11 protein-coding genes are annotated in these 19,864 nt (G+C 38.9%); 2 read left to right on the top strand and 9 right to left on the bottom strand.

Features of this window, described 5'->3' with window-relative positions:
* Positions 1–92: 92 nt before the first annotated feature.
* Positions 93–1,376, bottom strand: coding sequence for a transposase (locus NYP54_RS02710; protein ID WP_283155944.1), 1,284 nt, complete (start codon positions 1,374–1,376; stop codon positions 93–95).
* Between the two features lie 49 nt (positions 1,377–1,425).
* Between NYP54_RS02710 and NYP54_RS02715 the strand changes: the two genes are divergently transcribed.
* Positions 1,426–3,039: a hypothetical protein gene (locus NYP54_RS02715; protein ID WP_283157060.1), complete on the top strand. Its 1,614-nt coding sequence runs from the start codon at positions 1,426–1,428 to the stop codon at positions 3,037–3,039.
* Here NYP54_RS02715 and queF read toward each other — a convergent pair.
* The 4 genes from queF to NYP54_RS02735 form a co-directional block, all read right to left on the bottom strand.
* On the bottom strand, positions 2,984–3,817 hold the full coding sequence (gene queF, locus NYP54_RS02720; RefSeq protein ID WP_283157061.1) for an NADPH-dependent 7-cyano-7-deazaguanine reductase QueF: 834 nt from the start codon (positions 3,815–3,817) through the stop codon (positions 2,984–2,986). The genes NYP54_RS02715 and queF overlap by 56 nt on opposite strands.
* A 170-nt stretch (positions 3,818–3,987) precedes the next feature.
* On the bottom strand, positions 3,988–4,758 hold the full coding sequence (locus tag NYP54_RS02725; RefSeq protein ID WP_283157062.1) for a phosphodiester glycosidase family protein: 771 nt from the start codon (positions 4,756–4,758) through the stop codon (positions 3,988–3,990).
* A 236-nt stretch (positions 4,759–4,994) separates the two neighbouring features.
* Positions 4,995–7,586 (bottom strand): ATP-dependent chaperone ClpB, encoded by a 2,592-nt coding sequence (gene clpB, locus NYP54_RS02730; RefSeq protein WP_283157063.1) that lies wholly within the window; start codon positions 7,584–7,586, stop codon positions 4,995–4,997.
* 430 nt (positions 7,587–8,016) lie between these two features.
* Positions 8,017–10,806: a valine--tRNA ligase gene (locus tag NYP54_RS02735; protein ID WP_283157509.1), complete on the bottom strand. Its 2,790-nt coding sequence runs from the start codon at positions 10,804–10,806 to the stop codon at positions 8,017–8,019.
* Positions 10,807–11,222: 416 nt separating this feature from the next.
* Between NYP54_RS02735 and NYP54_RS02740 the strand changes: the two genes are divergently transcribed.
* A complete protein-coding gene (locus tag NYP54_RS02740; RefSeq protein ID WP_283157064.1) occupies positions 11,223–12,218 on the top strand; it encodes a hypothetical protein in 996 nt (331 codons plus the stop codon).
* A 12-nt stretch (positions 12,219–12,230) separates the two neighbouring features.
* Here the strand turns inward: NYP54_RS02740 and NYP54_RS02745 are convergent, their stop codons facing one another.
* The 4 genes from NYP54_RS02745 to NYP54_RS02760 all read right to left on the bottom strand — a co-directional run bounded on the left by NYP54_RS02745 (position 12,231) and on the right by NYP54_RS02760 (position 19,826).
* The gene (locus NYP54_RS02745) at positions 12,231–13,559 is read right to left on the bottom strand and encodes an MFS transporter (RefSeq protein WP_283157065.1); all 1,329 of its coding nucleotides are present in this window, start codon (positions 13,557–13,559) and stop codon (positions 12,231–12,233) included.
* Positions 13,560–13,729: 170 nt separating this feature from the next.
* Positions 13,730–15,241 carry a sodium-dependent transporter gene (locus tag NYP54_RS02750; protein WP_283157066.1) on the bottom strand — a complete coding sequence of 504 codons (1,512 nt, stop codon included), beginning with the start codon at positions 15,239–15,241 and terminating at the stop codon, positions 13,730–13,732.
* A gap of 307 nt (positions 15,242–15,548) precedes the next feature.
* On the bottom strand, positions 15,549–18,623 hold the full coding sequence (locus NYP54_RS02755; protein ID WP_283157067.1) for an efflux RND transporter permease subunit: 3,075 nt from the start codon (positions 18,621–18,623) through the stop codon (positions 15,549–15,551).
* Positions 18,624–18,626: 3 nt separating this feature from the next.
* The gene (locus tag NYP54_RS02760; protein WP_157968203.1) at positions 18,627–19,826 is read right to left on the bottom strand and encodes an efflux RND transporter periplasmic adaptor subunit; all 1,200 of its coding nucleotides are present in this window, start codon (positions 19,824–19,826) and stop codon (positions 18,627–18,629) included.
* Positions 19,827–19,864 lie beyond the last annotated feature (38 nt).

Raw genomic sequence — 19,864 nt, forward strand, 5'->3', positions numbered from 1 at the left:
ATAGTTTAGCTGGTTTATTAATCGGTAATTTCTGTTTGGCAGAAATACCTTTAAACAATCAAAATAATATATTACTGAAAACTCCTCATTTTTTAAATTTCTCCTCGCCCAATAAAATTCAATATGGCTTTTAAGTCTGCTTGGCTTATCTGATGCTCCTCAATAAACTGATCTACGCGTAGTTTTGCAAGATATGTTTTCATTCCTTCCAAGATGTAATGCCTTGTTACTTCACCTGATTTAGAGCCGCCAAGCTGTGCAATCAATACAACAAAGTCATCATAAACTTCACCTTGACCAATCTCATATAAATAAGATGCAACAAAGAAACCAATAGCAGTAATGGCTTTAATCCCTTCAAAGTCTTTTATCCTAAACTCTTCCCAGCCTAACTCACCTTTGATAAATTTAAACACACCCTCAATACGAGAGCGCTTTAAATAGCAATCATAAACGTTGTAAACGTCATATTGATTCATAAGCTCCTTATTTGTGATTAAAAGCATCGGTTCGTCAAAAGCTTCTTTGCCCTTGCGATCAAGCAGCGTCATTAAAACAACATGATACTGCCCAATCTTCTGCCATTTAGCCTTGATCACGCAATCCTGAAAACAGCGTCCACTGATGTATAGCTTTTGAATACAGAAAGTATATGAATGTTCAAAGGCGTGATCTATCAATTTCCCTTTTTGCTCCTTATCACCGCTTAAGCCTGAAACTGTCCTGTTTTTCTTCAATCGTATGACAAACTCATCTTTCAGTTCCTGTATAAAATCAAAGTACTCACTATCATCAAACTCACGATCTAATACATGCGTAATATTTAATGCTGAATTCTTTTCTTTCAAGGCGTTAGAGCAGGATTTAATATGCTTTAATGCTATGCGCTTTGAGGTCAAATAACTATCGTCATCATAGGCTTCTTTAGACGCCTGTGAAATCACGATATCCTCACCGGCACTTAACTGTTCAATCGTTTCTTTTGATAAAAACTCTGGCTGCTTGTTGCTGTATAGCTCATGACCCAATAAATCAATCTGTTTATTATCTAAATTAACGGCAATTGTATTGAAGCTACTATAGCCATTGATGGTTTTCTTACTCAGATCTTTTACTTTTCCTATATGCTCTGCTTGCTTGGTATATTTTTTGCGTATCTCGCTGGGATCATGAATCAAAATAACATTATCCGAAGACTCGTATTTCTTGGCTGTTTCAGCGCATAGTACTTCACTAATTTGCTCGGGATCAAAGTCATTTAGCTTATTGTCACCTGTAATTGTCCGTCTCAATTTTTCGTACTCCTTTTGGCTGCTACTGATTGAGTAAAGGTTTAAACTGCCATGCTCTAAAACCTTTTCCAGTATCGTCTTCACATTTTTTAAAAGACACCTTTGATGTCATTTTGTTTAATAATTTGCTCATGTGGTCACCAAAAGTAGTGTGCGCCATCCTTGTGATTCCTCTTCTCATATCATTGCTTCGGGCGTATTGTACACGCTTTTAAATTTTTGGGGAGTTTTCAGTATATTACAAATACAGCAAAGCAGTTATAAGCCAACCTCCTCTACGTATGCCTTGTTCGATAAAGTGAGCGAAAAATCGTTAGATGAAGATAAACTAATGATAGTAGAGTTTCCAGATGCTTATGAAGTTTTGCTGCATAGCTTTACCGAAGGGATTGAGCAAGGCGTTTTTCAAGCTCAAGATCAAGCAACTGTTTTGATGTTAGCACATGAAATAAATAGAATACATAGAGCATTTACTCAATATGCAAAAGGAGAGCTCTCTTTTCTTGAGTTTTCCCGAATTTTATCGGATGTAACATTAATCATTAGTGCTTATAGCTATTTATTTCCTTGGGATAATATAATAAGTCGCTTCCCCAGAGAGTACCATCTTCAAATTGAATTTGTTATAGATCTAATAGAAAAAGTGAGTTCTGACGGGCTAGCTGCTGTTAACGAGGTGTATGTTAATTATCTGTTTAAAAAATTGGTACATGATGTCATCTATGAAAAATTATACCATCAAAACACCCAACAATTTTTTGAAAATGTGCTTGCAGAATACCCTTTCAGAGTACCTGCAGACTTACACCATACACTGGTATCTATCCAGCCAATGTTATATGAGCAAAGCCATCGGTGCTGTCGTGAGGCAATTGCCATTGAAGGCGGAAGCTTATTATATCTGGCATTTCTTGATGTAGCAGATGAAATTCATCAAAAAAGCAAAAACGATAATCTAAACCAATGGTTTCAACAATTAAATGGTTTCCCAAAAAGAATAGTTGAGAGGTCATTAAACATTTCGATAAGTGAAGTATCACATTATACAGGATGTATGTTTAAAATACCTCACCACCTAAATATGACAGGGTCAGAAGCATTGACATATGTTGAAAGAGCTGGTCTTGGTGGTGCCATTAAATATAAATTAAGGAAAGTGCTATCGGATACAGTTGATATTTTAAAGCCGGACAATATATATCATTACAAGCGTGATATATTTAGCAGTTTAAATATTGATGAGCTTAGCAATAAAATCTTATCCACCCATCGCGATCAAGTCGCTCAAAGAGGCGCTATCAACAGTATTATATATGCTTTGGAACCTTTCCTTCCAAGAGGGTATGGGGCAAGTGCTTTCATTCCAATATTAGCAGAGGTTTTTGATGAGTATCTAAAGAACAGTGAAGATGAGAAAGAGGCGTATCATTTTGTCGTTAATGGGATAAAAATAGGCTATCTTACGATTTTGGCAGTCAATCGATTATATGAATCTCAGCGAATAATCAACCTGTGTAAAACTTCAATCGAACCACATGACGATCAAGATAATAAGCCTAATAAACCAAAACATTATCAACATCGTATTAGCTTACGATTTACTCCTCCAGTGGAGAACAAATTTCATGTGTATAATAAGCAATTGTTACTAAACGAAGAAATAAGAACTATCAACGACATACCAAAAAGCATTATTGACGTGCCAAACGTATCTGTTTTTGCTCATTTTGCTCAGCATCAAACATAAAGTTTGCGCGCATTGGATTAATGTCCAAGCCACCACGACGTGTATAGCGCGCATAAACACATAATTTCTCAGGCTGGCAATAGCGCATAATATCGGTATAAATACGCTCAACACATTGCTCATGAAACTCATTATGCTCACGGAAAGAAACAAGGTATTTCAACAATCCTTCTCGATTAATTTTTCCTCCTTGGTATTCGATCAACACACTACCCCAATCCGGCTGAAAGGTTACTAAACAGTTAGATTTCAATAGATCACTACTTAGGCGCTCATGCACTTTGCTTGTTTGATCTGCTGATAAAAACTGAGGGTTTGTCATATATTCATTGATTTCGATATCAAGCTCATCAATCGACTCTGCTGCAAATTGATTGGCAACATGACAAGGGTAGTCTTTTAGTGCGTATAATGTCACAGATACTACACCATTGGCAGCTTGTGAGAGGTCATGCTGCATAATTTTAGCAACCTCATCATCACTGGCAAAATGGGTGTTATTAAAAGAATTCAAATAAAGCTTAAAACTTTTGGACTCAATCAAGCATTGAGAAAGCGCATCAATCTCAAATACGGCAATGCGCACTTGTGGCTTGCCTTTCATATTCAACCATGAGACTTCAAAACCCGTCCAAATATCAACACCCTTAAACTCAGGGACTCCCTTTATCCCCAACTCATCACGCTTTATCGATCGAGGGATCGGAAATAATAAACTGGCATCATATTGTGTTTTATATTCAGATTTTTTACCTAACTCAGAAAACCCTAAATCCATTAGCTTAAACTTAAACGTAATTTTAATAGCGAAACTGTATCATAATGTACATTCGCACTCAATCGGCATAGTTAACATTTCAGCAACTAACTATGCTTGCTTTTCATTCCTCTCAACTATTTATGCGCGTTAAGCTAAGTGGATGGTCTCCTTGATTGGCTAAGTAACTTCTAAGCGACATTCAAACTAAAATAAACTACACTTTTCACAGGACTATATTCTGGATAAATCACTGGCGTCATATATTTACGCAAGATAAAAGCACCTGCTTTGCCACCATCAAAATTTACCGCGCGCTTAATCTTAATATCAAAATAATCAGCAAGTGCTTTAACAACATACGCCGCCTGCTGTAAGGTTGTGCTATCGATATAAATCACCATAAGCTTTGTGCTTGTTTGCGCGTAAATAATGCGTTTGGCAATTTTATCATCATTGACTTTTTGTACGATATTATCTTTAAGCAAGATAGGACCCACTTGGAAAGCATAGTAAGCATGATGATATTTTTGATCTTTATCCAAGATATTGATTTGACCCTGTTGATCAATCGTAATAATTGATGATAACAACGTATTATTAACCAATGGTAAACGTAGTTTACTTTGATCGATCAAAAGACCATTGACAAGAAACCCTTCTTGATAAAAGCCACCATTAGTTGCTAGAAACGCATCCTTTTGAGTTGCCACATCAAGCACACTTTGAACATTATCTTGTGATTGAATCGTGAGTCCCGCTTTATATGTACCATTATCTAATAACACTACATCAACAATCAGAGGGAAATGCTTATCTTTAATCGCCTCAAAAGTATCAAACTTCACTTTCTCTGGCACAATATCAATGGATTTTTTTTGCTGAAGCTGCCACGAGCATGCAAATGAGGTAATAGCACTGCTTAACAACAGTCCCAAAGCGAATATACGTTGTAATGGCATAAATACATTAATCTAAATAAATATGCCCAGCATTATATCAGAAAGTATGCCAAGCATTTATACCGCTCATAAACCATTTTACAACATTTCTGCCATTGAATTTTCCGCCCTTTTGGCTGATTGAATTTTGGCAATAGTCCTAGCTATTACCTGCAACCCAATCATCCAAAGGCATCAAAAACTTCTTCGGCACCGAATACCGCAAAATGATTTACAAGCGGTATATTACCAAGGTGTTATTTTTCCATAACAGCTACATCTTTTTTAGAGAATACGAAGCTATCATTTTCACTGGTTATTTGAATAACATCACCCGCGACATAACGCCCTTCTAAAAGATAGGTAGCCAATGGATTCTCAATATATTGCTGAATCGCCCGTTTCAATGGTCTTGCGCCAAATACCGGATCAAACCCGTGATCTGCCAGCTCATCCATTGCTACTGCAGAGATTGTTAATGTCAAATCACGCTCATGCAAACGCTTACGCACACGATTGATTTGAATTTCAGCGATTTGTTTGATCATCTCTTTATCTAATGGCTCAAAGACAACGGTTTCATCAATACGATTGATAAACTCCGGTCTAAAGTGTTGCAACACAACCTGCAATACCTGCTCTTTCACCTGATCATATCCTTCGCTATGCAGTTTTTCTTGGATTAACTGCGAGCCTAAGTTTGAAGTCATAATTAGCACGGTGTTTTTAAAATCAACCGTACGCCCTTGGCTATCAGTCAAACGCCCATCATCTAAGATTTGCAATAGAATATTAAAAACATCTGGATGTGCTTTCTCAACTTCATCAAGCAAAATTACCGAATAAGGTTTGCGTCTAACGTGCTCAGTTAAATAACCACCTTGCTCATAACCAACATATCCTGGAGGAGCACCAATCAAACGTGCTACCGAGTGTTTCTCCATATATTCTGACATATCCACTCTCAGCATCGCATCTTCACTATCAAACATAAACTCAGCCAATGCTTTAGTTAGCTCAGTCTTACCAACACCGGTTGGACCCAAGAATAAAAACGACCCTGTCGGGCGATTCGGATCAGATAACCCAGAGCGCGCGCGACGAACAGCATTCGACACGGCGGTAATCGCTTCTTTTTGACCAATCACACGTTTGCCTAAGAAGTCCTCCATATGCAACAGCTTCTCACGCTCACCTTCCATCATTTTATTGACGGGAATACCTGTTGATTTAGACACCACTTCAGCAATCTCATTCTCAGTGACTTGGGTGCGTACTAATTTGGTTTTAATCGGATCAGCACTGGCAAGCGCTTTAATCTGCTCCTCTAACTGCGGAATAAGCCCATATTGCAACTCTGCCATTTTCGATAAATCACCGGTTCGCTTAGCAGCATCAAGATCAATTTTAGCTTGATCTAATTGCTCTTTTAGTTTTTGTGAGCCTTGCATTTGTGCTTTTTCTGCTTTCCAGATTTCTTCAAAGCCAGAGTATTCTTTTTCTAAAGCTTTGATTTCATCTTCTAAAACATCCAGGCGCTTTTTGGTGGCATCATCTTTTTCTTTTTTCAATTGCTCACGCTGCATTTTTAGCTGAATAATCCGGCGATATAGTTTTTCCATTTCTTCAGGGCGCGAATCAATCTCCATACGGATTTGACTTGCTGCTTCATCCATTAAATCAATGGCTTTATCCGGCAGTTGTCTGTCGGTAATATAGCGATGTGATAGTGTTGCTGCGGCAACAATTGCCGGATCAGTAATATCAACACCGTGGTGCACTTCATAGCGCTCTTTTAATCCACGCAAAATCGCAATGGTATCTTCAACCGTTGGCTCATCAACCAATACTTTTTGGAATCTACGCTCTAATGCGGGATCTTTTTCAACATTCTCGCGATATTCATCTAATGTCGTTGCCCCCACACATCTTAGCTCACCACGCGCCAAGGCGGGTTTTAACATATTGCCAGCATCCATCGAGCCTTCAGCTTTACCTGCGCCAACCATAGTGTGCAACTCATCAATAAATAAAATCACACTGCCCTCTTGCTTGGACAGCTCTTTAAGCACTGATTTTAAGCGTTCTTCAAAATCACCACGGAATTTAGCACCTGCCAATAACGCTCCCAAATCCAAAGATAAAATACGCTTATTGCGAATTCCTTCAGGCACCTCATTGTTAACAATGCGCTGCGCTAAACCTTCAACAATTGCGGTTTTACCAACCCCTGGGCGACCAATTAATACAGGGTTGTTTTTAGTACGACGTTGCAATACTTGAATCGTGCGTCTGATCTCATCATCGCGCCCAATTACCGGATCAATTTTACCTTGTCGCGCTCTTTCAGTGAGATCAATGGTATATTTCTTTAACGCACCTTGCATATCTTCAGCATTCTGACTCTCAACGCGTGCACCACCTCTGACTTTATCCACAGCTTGAGTTAGACTTTCTTTTGATAAGCCCGCCGCTTTAAAGATCTTGCTGATCACACCATCGGCAAACCCTGCGATTAAGAATAAATCACTTGAAATAAATTCATCTTGCTTTTCAGTGGCTAGCTTTTCCATCTGTTGCAGTATTTTAATCAAGTTATTTGATGCACTGATTTGGCTGGCAGCACTACTTGTCGCTAGCGCATTCAAGGCATTACTTAACTCACTATTGAGATTTGATAAATTACCCCCTGCTTGGGTGATAATAGATGCAATCATGCCACCTTCTTGATCCAACAATGCTTTTAGCACATGAATAGGCTCTAGCATCGTATGACTCTTGCTGATGGCTAAACTCTGCGCTTCAGTAAGCGCTTCTTGTAACTTATGGGTAAACTTCTCTGCTTTCATATATCCTTTATCCTCATTTCTTCAACACAATAAATTATCTAAACAGTCACGAGCTTAAGGAATAATCTTAAATTAATCATTAAACCTAGATCATTCATTTATAGCTTTTTATATTATTTATCTTTAACACCCTGCTGAACATCAGCGCATGATCAACATTCCATTATTTACTAGAGTTACGGACTTTTTCTATTTCAACACCCCGCCTCGCAAGCTCGGCACCCCTCTTGCAAAGAGGGGAATATAAACCATCATTGCCTAATTCCCCTCTTTACAAGAGGGGTGGCAGCCGTAGGCTGACGGGGTGTTTATAAAATTATAGTTTTTTCTAAAGTCCGTAATTCCAGTTATTTTATGCTTAACAACACATGGGGCTTTAAAAATTCAATGCCTAGAAAGTGAGGATAGGAAATTTTTTTTCAAGAAATTTTTAATGCAACGCCGCTAATTTTTCAAATTGTTCGATCAATTTGCTTTGCGTTGTTTGATATTCAGTAAGCTTTTCCTTCTCCTTAGCTACGACATCCTCTGGCGCATTGTCGACAAACTTTTGATTACCAAGCTTTGCCATTAAGCGTGCGATTTCCTTGTCGAGTTTTTCTTGTTCTTTTTTCAAGCGTGCTTGTTCAGCTGAGACATCTATGAGTCCCGCTAATGGAATATGTAACTCCAGTGTATCAACAAGACTTGTTGCCGACATTGGCACATCATCACTCACTGTAATATTTTCGATTTTTGCCATTGATTGAATAAGCGCTTTGGTTGCTTCAAGTTTATCTAATTCATCTGTTGATGCGTTTTTGATAAAAAGCGGAATACTCAAGCTTGGCTTGATGTTCATCTCAGCACGCACGGTGCGAATGGCAACGATAACACGCTTAAGCCATTCTATCTCGTTAGTTGCTTTATCATTGATCAGCGCCTCATCAAATAACGGGAAGTTACTGACCACAATCGATGTTGCATCCTCTTGAGTAAATATTTTAATCTGATTAAATATTTCCTCAGTAATAAATGGAATAATCGGATGCGCCAAACGTAAAATCTTATCAAGCACTGTGATTAAAGTATATTGCACAGCATGTTTGCGCGCGGCACTAATCGCTTCTTCATTAAGTGTTGCTTTTGCTAGCTCAAGATACCAATCGCAATATTGATTCCAAACAAACTCATAAATTGCTTGCGCTAATAAATCAAAGCGGTAATTCGCTATATGCCTATGCACTTCTGCCACGGTTTTATTAAGCTCATGCCAGATCCACTCTTCAGCCACACCCATTTCATATTGATTATATGATGGATCATAACCTTCTAAATTCATCATCACAAAACGTGAAGCGTTCCATAGTTTATTGCAGAAATTACGATAACCTTCCATACGTGAAACATCAAAACAGATATCGCGCGAGGTGGAGGCAAGAGCGGTAAAGGTAAAACGAAGCGCATCAGTACCATAAGCCTCAATCCCCTCTGGGAAGTGTTTACGCGTTTGTTTCTCAATCTTAGCTTTCATCTGTGGTTGCATCAAACCTTGTGTTCTTTTAACAACCAAGTCTTCTAAAGAAATACCATCGATCAGATCCACGGGATCCAATACATTGCCTTTTGATTTAGACATCTTCTGTCCTTCAGCATCACGAATAAGACCTGTGATATAAATATCTTTAAAAGGGATCTCATCCATAAAATAAAGTCCAAACATCACCATTCGTGCCACCCAGAAAAAGATAATATCAAAGCCTGTTACTAAGACACTGGTTGGATAATATTTCTTAAGCTCAGCGGTGTTATTTGGCCAGCCTAACGTTGAAAACGGCCATAATGCTGATGAGAACCACGTATCAAAGACATCATCATCTTGATGCAATCTAAGCTCTGACGATAAGCCATATTTACTGCGAACATCGGCTTCCGATTCACCAACATAGACACTGCCATGTTCATCGTACCAAGCAGGAATTCTATGTCCCCACCAAAGCTGACGTGAAATACACCAATCTTGCAAATCACGCATCCATGAATAATAAGTATTTTTCCAGTTATCAGGCACAAAGCGAATATCACCATTTTCAACCGCCTCTAAGGCAGGTTTACCTAACTCACTGGCTTTAACAAACCATTGTTTAGTCAAATACGGCTCAAGGATAACACCGGTGCGATCACCGCGCGGCACTTTCAACGTGTGCGGTTCAACCTTGACTAACAAACCTTGCGCTTCCATATCAGCAACAATTTGTTTACGCGCATCAAAGCGATCTAAACCACGATAGGTTTTTGGTGCATTATCATTGATCTTACCTTCTGCTGTTAGGATATTGATCATTGGTAATTGATGACGTTTGCCGATCTCGTTATCATTAAAATCATGTGCTGGAGTGATCTTCACACACCCCGTACCAAAAGCAATATCGACATAATCATCTGCGATAACAGGAATCTCACGTTCGGTTAATGGCAGTTTAATCATCTTGCCAATCAAATGCTGATAGCGCTCATCATGTGGATTTACTGCCACAGCAACGTCTCCTAACATCGTCTCAGGACGCGTGGTCGCAATCTCGATGTTACCACCATCTGCTAATGGGTAGGCAAAGTGCCATAATGAACCTTTTTCTTCTTCTTGCACAACCTCGAGATCAGAGACTGCGGTTAAAAGCACTGGATCCCAATTGACCAAACGCTCACCACGATAAATCAAACCATCTTCATAAAGCTTAATAAAGCAAGTTTGCACCGCTTGTGACAAACCTTCATCCATCGTAAAGCGCTCACGCGACCAGTCAGCAGAGGCTCCTAAACGACGCATTTGTTTAGCGATTGAGCCACCTGAGTATTCTTTCCACTGCCAGATTTTTTCGATAAACTTCTCACGCCCTAGATCATGGCGCGTCAATCCTTCAGCATTTAAATTGCGCTCAACCACCATTTGTGTTGCGATACCCGCGTGATCAGTGCCCGGCTGCCATAAGGTATCATCACCCATCATGCGATGATAGCGTGTTAACAAATCCATCAAAGTTTGCTGGAAACCATGCCCCATATGTAGCGTTCCGGTGACATTAGGAGGTGGCAACATAATCGTATAAGGCGCGCCATTGGTTTGCCCACATTTGAATAAACCTTTTTTCTCCCACTTATCATAGCATTGCTGCTCTAAAGCTTTGGGATCATAGTTTTTTTGCATTTCTTGAGATTCTTGCTGCTCTTTTCTCTCTTGCATTTTTTGCGTTTTTTGCACTTCTTGCATTTGCGACATTACTTAAACCCTATTATTTGTTACACCCATCACAGACCACTTTGCGATGGGTATTAATATTAAAAAATCAAAAATTTAGAGCCGCATTTTAGCACAACGCACCAAGATTGGTTCACACAATTTTGATTAAAAAGCTGAATTAAAACACCATAAGACCTTTCTTTAATATTTCTGTAACAATTGCGGCTTACTCTCCCTTTTATAATTTATTTGCTTTTAATCGCAAGATGATATGGAAATTGAACATGCAGCAAGATGGTATAGATATAAAGGTGGATAATCTCTATTTTCCAATCGCAACTATTTTATTAGCATCAAGCTCAACGGTTATGTACTTAAACAATAATTTCACAACCCAACAATGCTTAAGGATCAATAGCATGAAACCATTTAGACAATACAGAAAACTCTTAGCTGCTGCATTATTTGCCATGACGTGCCAGAGTGCTTTAGCACAAGCACCTAAGATAAAACCTGCAACGGTTGATTCATTGAGGCTGTATAGTGAAGTCACTTCACTGACGATGGCATTTAACGCCAAATACGGGAAACCGTTTAGCTTGCCAACCAATGCCAAAACAGCAATAGATCAAATAGCTGACAATTCTGACACTAAGCGCTATATGGGCACTAAAGACTATAATGATTTTGCCAAAGACTCTCAATTTGCCAAGGATGCCAATACAATGATGAGTGATTTAACCAAGCTTATTGCCAACTTTAAAAAGATTGGCTTTATCCATGCAATTGAAGCTAAAGGTAAAACACCAGCGATTATGTTTGATATTGATAACACCATTCAATTAACCTCATTTGATGATGATTATTTCACTAAATCAGGGATCAATGACCCAGCCACTGCTGAGTTTATTGCGCAAAATTGTTTCAAAGATGGCATTGCCTGCTACTTTATCACCGCAAGGTCTTGCAATCACAATGAGTCATCTGCCACCAGAAGCTGGCTTAAAGAACATCTACATTTATCAGATAAAAAACTTGATCAATATGTCTTTTTATCAGGATCAGTACCTGCAAATGCTTGTACAAACAATGCCAATGAACGCGTTGCTTACAAGGATGTTTTGCGTCGCGCATTGAGTGACCAGCGTCACGTCTATTGGCTTATGTCAGTAGGGGATCAAATGACTGATTGGTTTGGCAAAGATACGGGCTTAAAGGTTTGGTATCCTAATGCGATGTTTGACAGCTCCATTGTTGAAAACAATCACAACAATGCTAACGCCAAATTGCATCTGCAAAGTGTAACCGCACCAAATAACCAGTGTTATAACAAATTAAAGAAAGATGTTTTAGCACAAAGCACACTTCAGTATTGTATTGCTTTTAAGAATGACCATTTTGTTAAAAGTGCTTAATACCAGAATTTCCTAGGCTGATTTTTTATCTTTTTTACTCCAAATATAAGTTCCAACCGCAATAATAACTGCCACCACGATCGCGACACTGCTAATCAAAGCGGCTACTGTTTGGGTACTATAATCAACCGTCATTGAAGCAATATAACCGCCTGCCACATTCCACACTGCCAGCATTAAGAAAAATATACCTGTGCCAATACCTACTTTTGACTTTGGCATATATCTTGCTACAACACCAAGCCCAATCGCGCTGACAAGAAGCTCTCCAATAGCATTCACAATATAAGTTAGCACCAAACCTGTGCCGCCATTCCAATTAGAGATAATGCCACATGATAATGCTATTAATAATGTACCAATTGCCATTTTATAAAAATCATGTATCGCAAAACGCTTATATACACCCAAAAATATTGAGCCGAAAACCACTATTGTCAACGGGTTTAGCACGAGCATGAGTTGCCCTAACACCTCACCTACATTTGCTTTTGCTTCACTTAAAAAGCTCGTATATAACTGAACATAAACGATGTTAAATGGCGCAATAATAAACATCAAGGCAATAACTGCCCAAACGCTTGGTATTTTTAATGCAAGTTTAAACAAATAAAGCATCGCAATAACCGAAACCACTATCGTGATTATTGTAAGCAATGTTTTAAATGACAGAATCATTGAGACGATAATACTAAGTACAGGAATGATGACTGCAATATACTTCATTTGGTTTTTATCAAATTTCTTGGCACCTCCCGCTGTAGAAACATCCTTTAATGTATGTCGCATTAAATAAAAAGTTAGAATCACCAAAAAGCTTGAGATGGTGCTAATCCAAAAAAGCGATACATAGTCAATAAATGCAAAAGCAACGAGCATTAATGTAAGTTTAGCTATCACAGAACCTATATTTATCGACATATAAAGCGCTGTAAAATTCTTCGATTCTTCACCTAATTTAGTTACTTGTGCCAATAATGCTGAGGGCGCTGCTTTAAAAAGACCTATGCCTACAGCTATGACTGATAACGCAAAAATTGCCATACTTAAATGCGTTGATAATGCCAAAATTAAAAAACCTACTCCTTTTGTAAATAGACCAATATACACCATTCGCTTAGCGCCAAAACTGTCTGCCAAATAGCCTCCTAGCACCATGATGGCATATGTCATACCACTTGTGCCGGCATAAAGCAGATAGGCATATTTATTGTCCACACCAAATACAGCCATTAGATAAGCGACTAAAATCCCTGATAATGCTGACCATGAAAATCGTTCAATCACCTCAACTTGATATAAATTCCAACGACCAAATCTCGTTAAATCTTTACTATGCATACTCTTTCCCTCTTTTATTTATTATTAGTTATACCACTGACAAGACATCCTGTATTTTAGTGTAGTGTTTCCAAGCCCCTTCCACTTTGCTCAGGGAGCGATAACTCTATTTTAATAAGATGCAAGTCCCTTTAACTGCGCTCAGGGGACGATGGCAGTATGTATTAGCTTTAAACCTTGCGACTTAAGCGCTGAGCAATCACAACACTCAATATTAAAATCAAAGCGCCTATTCCCCATAAGTAACCATTAGGATAGCCGCCATAACCACCTGAGATGTCGGCGTAGACCTGCTTGATAAACAGTACACTTAATACAATCGGAATAATATAAGCGGTTAATGCTTTAAACATAACATGCAATATATTATTGGCATTATGATTAGGGAAAAGCTCGCGCGTGAGCTTGTTAATATCATAAAGCCACGCGATCACAAGTGCTTCGGCAACCATCACAACAAGCATTAAATAACCATTGATAAAATGATCAACCACATCAAGCAAATACAACCCATTACCCATGGTATAAAACAGATTACAAATAAGCAAAGCCACGCAAATAATAAATAAAATACTGGCACGCTTAAGTTTAATCTTGCTATCCATCAAAGCTGCCAAGACCGCTTCAAATAAAGATACGATCGAGGTAAATGCCAAAAAGAAAACCGATGCATAAAAGATAAATGAAAAGAATTCTTGTGCTGCAGGCAGCAACGTCAAAGCATGTGGGATAACGACAAATGCCAAACCAATGCCACCAGAAACCACATCATGAATACTCTTACCATCGACGTGTGCAACATGCCCAAGTACTGAAAAGACAATCATACTGCAGATAATTGATGCTAACGTATCACCAATCACCACAATCGTACATGTGCGCCCAATTTTGACATCCTTGCCCAATAACGCACCATAAGCAAACATAACCCCAGTCGCTAGAGAAATTGAAAAAATCACCTGTGTTGCTGCAGCAAACCAGATTTTGGTTTCTAAAAGGGATGACCATATTGGCACAAATAACGCGTATAATCCGGTAAGGCTTCCCGATAAAGAAACTGAATTAGCCAGTAAAATAATTAACAATATAAAGGGAATCGGGGTGATCCATTTTGCAACAAACGCCAAGCCACTGGTGCCTCTATATAATGAAATATACGTCAATAGCAAAATAGCAATTACACCGAGCACAATTGCCAACTTAGGCGTGCCAAAGCTATCAATGCCCGCACTTAATCCTAGAAATTGATTAAAGAAATAACTTTCACTGCCTGTTTGCCACGGCATTTTAAATGAATCTACGGCAAAATTAAGTACCCATGAGGTAATCACGATGTAGTAAGTCAACACACCAAAGGCAGCAAGGACTGCAAGCCAACCGATGATTTTAAAACGCTTGGCATGACCAATAAGTGCTAATGATTCAGGTGCGCCTTTTTTTGATACTTTACCTAAGCCCACTTCAAGGATTAATAGCGGCAAGCCAATGCACAGTAAACAGATGATATATGCGATAAAAAACGCGGCCCCACCATGCTCATATGCCAAATAAGGAAAGCGCCATAAATTGCCAAGTCCAGCTGCAGATCCCACCGCTGCCAAAATAAATATCCAAACGGATGTAAAGTCTTTGCGTGTTTGCCCCATATTTCCTCCTGTTTTCAACAAAAGACTATTCAACATAGTCCAAAAAGTATCTTATTTGCTACTGAATTTATGTCAACATACGAAATCATTCACATGGGTTTTGATCTGCAATCCCTTATCAATAAATACATTCCATTGTTTACATATTCAAATTAAATTTATAACTTGAGCTACGGACTTTTTCCATTTCAACACCCCACCTCGCAAGCTCGGCGCCCCTCTTGCAAAGAGGGGAATATAAAAGCACTGCTGCCTAATTCCCCTCTTTGCAAGAGGGGCGGCAGCCGTAGGCTGACGGGGTGTTTATAAAATCATAGTTTTTTCTAAAGTGCGTAACTCCAGTTTATAATAATCGCGCCTTATTCGCTTTGAGTATTTTCTTTTTCTTATGATCTAAAGGTGACAATATCACATAAGCCACAGGCACAATCAATAGCGAGAATATTGTACCAAAACAAAGTCCACCGACAATTACCCAACCAATCATATTATTAGCGACATTTCCAGGACCCATCGCCAGTGCTAAAGGAATTGATCCCAAAACCATTGCCGAGGTTGTCATCAAAATAGGACGTAAACGCGTAATTGCACCCGTTTTAACAGCATCGATTAAAGAGACACCCTCTTTGAAGTTTTCATTAGCAAATTGCGTGATCAAAATACCGTGTTTACTAATCAGCCCGACGAGTGTAATCAAACCTATATTCGTAAATAAGTTCAAATCCCCTCCTGTCATTAGCATCGTGATCAAAGCACCTACCGTTGATAAAGGAACGGTAAGCAAAATAATAAATGGATCGACAAAGCTCTCAAACTGAGCAGCAAGCACCAGATAGATAAAAATCAACGCCAAAGCAAATAAGCCAAACATCGTACCACTCGAGGATATGAATGCTGCCATACGCCCACCAAAATCAACACCAGCGCCATCAAGCTTTGTTTGATTTGCCAGTTTATTAATTTCGTTATAGACCTCACTCATGCTATAGCCGCTTGAGATATTCGCACTAATTTGCGCTGTGTTAACCCGATTGTATCTAAAGAGGCTACTTTGTCTAACATCCGGTGTTACCTTGATTAAGTTTGACAATGGCACCATTAAACCTGAATCACTTGGCACATAGATCTTACTTAAACTGCCAAAGCTTGATAAGTCTTTCAGATTCATTTGCACCAAAACTTGATAGCTTTTCTCATCGGTTTTAACGTCAGTAATATGTTTACCACTCATCAAAATACTAAATGTATCAGCAATATTTTGCGGATCAACGCCAACATTGGCAGCAAGCTCACGTTGAAACTTGACATTATAAACGACATTATCAAACTTCAGACCATTGTTAACATTATTAAGTCCTGGGTAATTCATGAGTTTCTTGGTTAGACTATCAGCAGCTTTAACCAAATGATCAATTGGTCCTACATTATGCAAATAAATAATCACATCAGAGCCATCCGCATCGGGTCCAAAACTCACAGGGTCTGGGACACTCATACTGACTTTGATGCCAGGAATCTGCTGTGCCTCGGCGAGTAATTTGTCAATAATTGTCTGAGTTGATACTTTACGTTTATCACCCCATGGTTGCATTGTGACAAAGTTATTTGCATTACCCGAGAATACATATTCGGCATTATTCAAAATATAAGGATTATTATCATAAACACGCTGACTTAACATGTTCATATAATAATTGGTATAATCAAGAGCTGCACTTGGCGGAGAAGTAATTGTCGCCTCAAAATATCCAATATCCTCTTTAGGAATAAATGACTGAGGCACGACTTTAAACAACATAAAACACAAAACACCCAAAGCAACAAGTAATGCTACCACCCAATATTTTGCCTTCAATACGAAGTTTAATATTTTGGCATAAGCCGCATTTAATTTATCGAAAATATGCTCTAGCCAAACTTCTATTTTGGTTTCTTTTTCACGTGATTTTAAAATATAGGCACACATCATCGGTGATAAGGTCAATGCGACAAAGCCTGAGATTAAAACCGATCCCGCTAAGGTAAAAGCAAACTCTCTAAAAATAGTCGCACTAAAACCTGATAAAAAGCCAATCGGCGCATAGACTGCTGCCAGTGTTAGCGTCATCGCAATCACTGAAAATCCGATTTCAGCTGAGCCTTGTACGGCTGCATCAAAAGGTTTCTTGCCCATTTCAATGTGCCTGTGAACATTCTCAAGGACAACAATCGCATCATCAACCACCAGACCAATGGCAAGAATAATTGCTAAAAGTGTGACAACGTTAATACTAAAGCCACACAGTAGCATAACACCAAAGGCACCGATAACGCACACTGGGATGGTTAAAATCGGAATTAGCGCAGCACGGATACTACCTAAAAATACAAACACCACCAACATTACCAAAATAATTGCTTCAAGCAAGGTGTCATAACCATCCGCAATGGATTTCTGTAAAAAGGTTGATTGATCATAAACCACTTTAACTTCCATACCTTTTGGTAGCTGTTTGGCAACACGCTTAAGCTCTTCTTTGGCAAGGTTTGCTACGGTAATTGGGTTGGCATTGTCTGTGGGGCGCAGCTGTACACTAATGGCATTTTGCCCATTAATCAACATGGGCGAGTCGCTTAAACTCGCATTACCCAAATCCACTTTTGCAATGTCTTTTAAATAAACCGGTGCACTACCACTATCTTTAACGACAAGGTTTTTAAATTGATCTGCTGTAGTCAAATCCGTATCTGAACTAATGGAGAAATTACGATACTTGCCACGAACACTACCGCCTGAGAAGCTAATATTATTACTATTTAAGGTGCTTTGCACATCCGAAACGGTAATACCAAGCGCTGCCATTTTTTGTGGATTAAGCCAAATTCGCATCGCGTAATCACTAGCACCATAGACCCAAACAGCCCCCATACCTGGAATGGATTGAAAGATCGGAACAATATTCTTTTGCACATAGTCACGTATTTGTGCTGATGTTAGATTTTTATCTAACACGCCCAAGTTAACCACAGGGCGCTCAACGCCCCCTTGAGTCACACTAGGCGCATTAATATCAGCAGGCAGTTTCTGCGAAATAATACTTGAGATATTATCACGCACCTGCCCCATGACATTGGTCATATCAGCATCATCGGCAAAGGTTAGATTAATCTTACTACTACCATATGAACTCGTTGAGGTCATCTTGACCAAGCCATCGATATTATACAGTGCATCTTCAACCGGTACCGTAACATCATTTTTCATCAACGTTGGTGAGGCGCCTGAGTATGAAATCGAGACTTGCGCAATTTTCTGCTGAATCTTAGGGAAATAACGAATCTCAAGATAGCTAAAGCCAACGATACCTAAGACGATAATCATCAAACTTAAAACAACCGCAAAAACGGGTCTCTCAATACAAATTTTTGAAAGCTTCATGCGTTACTTACTTCCATTATTACCATTGGTTGCTGCTTGATCGTTAACCCCAAAGCCGCTTTTTGGATCAACATTAATATTTAATTCTTTTTGTAATTTATCAAACCCTGGTGGTGGTAAATCAGAAATGCTAATTTTAGCGCCATCAGTAAGCTTAAATCCGCCAATCGTCACCACTTTTTGACCTTCTTCTAAGCCTTTGGTTATCTGTGTCCAACCACTGCGCACCATGCCGATATCTACTTGTACGGCTTTAACCGTATTATCAGGGTTGACCACATAGACAAATGATCCTTGTTGATTGGTCTGAATCGCCATATCTGGTAATGCCAAAATCGCTTGTTTATCCTTTAGGATTTGTGAAACCGACATAAACATCCCCGGAGACAATAAATAATCATCATTATTGACTTCAGCCTCAATCTCAAGTGTGCCACTTTTGCTATCTACCGTTGGCGAGATGTAGTTAACAATACCTTTGAATATTTTCTTGGGATACGTTTCAGTGGAGAGCTCAACCTCATTACCAATTGCTACTTTTGGTTTAAGATCTGCTGGAATCGCAAAGCGTATCTTTAGGGGATTTTCCTGTGTTAATTGCACAACAGCAGTACCCGCTGCCACATATGCACCAACATCAAACTTATAAATCCCAAGCACTCCGGTAAATGGTGCTTGTAGTTTATCATGAGCGACCACCGTTTGCTGTTGATCAACATCGGCTTGCGCTTGTTGTAAATCCGCATATTTCTGGTCGATATCTTCTTTGGAAATTGCACCTGATTGCTCTAACAACTTAACGCGAGAATAAGTCTGTTTGGCCAAATTTAACTTTGCTTGCAATGAGCTTAACGTTGCCATATCTTGCTGATCATCTAAAGCTGCAACCGTTTCACCTTTTAATACCCGATCCCCATTTTTGAAATATTTCTCTTTTAATTTACCACTATTATCAAAGCTTAAATCAACCTGTTTTAACGCATAGATATTACCCACTGCGGTAATTGTCTCTGGCACATTAATCTTCTTAACCTCACCGACATTAACCGCCGTTGGTTTGACCACTTGCTCCTTGTCAGCTCCGTAAGCAAACTGATGTAGACTCATCAATGGGACAGCTAAAGCCATCATCAACGTAGTGATCTTTACTGTTTTTAATGTTTTTAAGATTTGATATTTGCTATTTACATTATTGTTGTTCATAGGCTCACTTGTTATTGAATGTGTTAAGTCATAAGCTA

This window comes from Cysteiniphilum sp. QT6929 (genome assembly GCF_030035755.1).
Classification (GTDB): domain Bacteria; phylum Pseudomonadota; class Gammaproteobacteria; order Francisellales; family Francisellaceae; genus Caedibacter; species Caedibacter litoralis.

Coding starts and splice junctions, on each gene's coding strand:
- queF (WP_283157061.1), bottom strand. CDS start 3,817: ATGGATTTAGGGTTTTCTGAGTTAGGTAAAAAATCTGAATATAAAACA.
- NYP54_RS02725 (WP_283157062.1), bottom strand. CDS start 4,758: ATGCCATTACAACGTATATTCGCTTTGGGACTGTTGTTAAGCAGTGCT.
- clpB (WP_283157063.1), bottom strand. CDS start 7,586: ATGAAAGCAGAGAAGTTTACCCATAAGTTACAAGAAGCGCTTACTGAA.
- NYP54_RS02735 (WP_283157509.1), bottom strand. CDS start 10,806: ATGCAAGAGAGAAAAGAGCAGCAAGAATCTCAAGAAATGCAAAAAAAC.
- NYP54_RS02740 (WP_283157064.1), top strand. CDS start 11,223: ATGAAACCATTTAGACAATACAGAAAACTCTTAGCTGCTGCATTATTT.
- NYP54_RS02745 (WP_283157065.1), bottom strand. CDS start 13,559: ATGCATAGTAAAGATTTAACGAGATTTGGTCGTTGGAATTTATATCAA.
- NYP54_RS02750 (WP_283157066.1), bottom strand. CDS start 15,241: ATGTTGAATAGTCTTTTGTTGAAAACAGGAGGAAATATGGGGCAAACA.
- NYP54_RS02755 (WP_283157067.1), bottom strand. CDS start 18,623: ATGAAGCTTTCAAAAATTTGTATTGAGAGACCCGTTTTTGCGGTTGTT.
- NYP54_RS02760 (WP_157968203.1), bottom strand. CDS start 19,826: ATGAACAACAATAATGTAAATAGCAAATATCAAATCTTAAAAACATTA.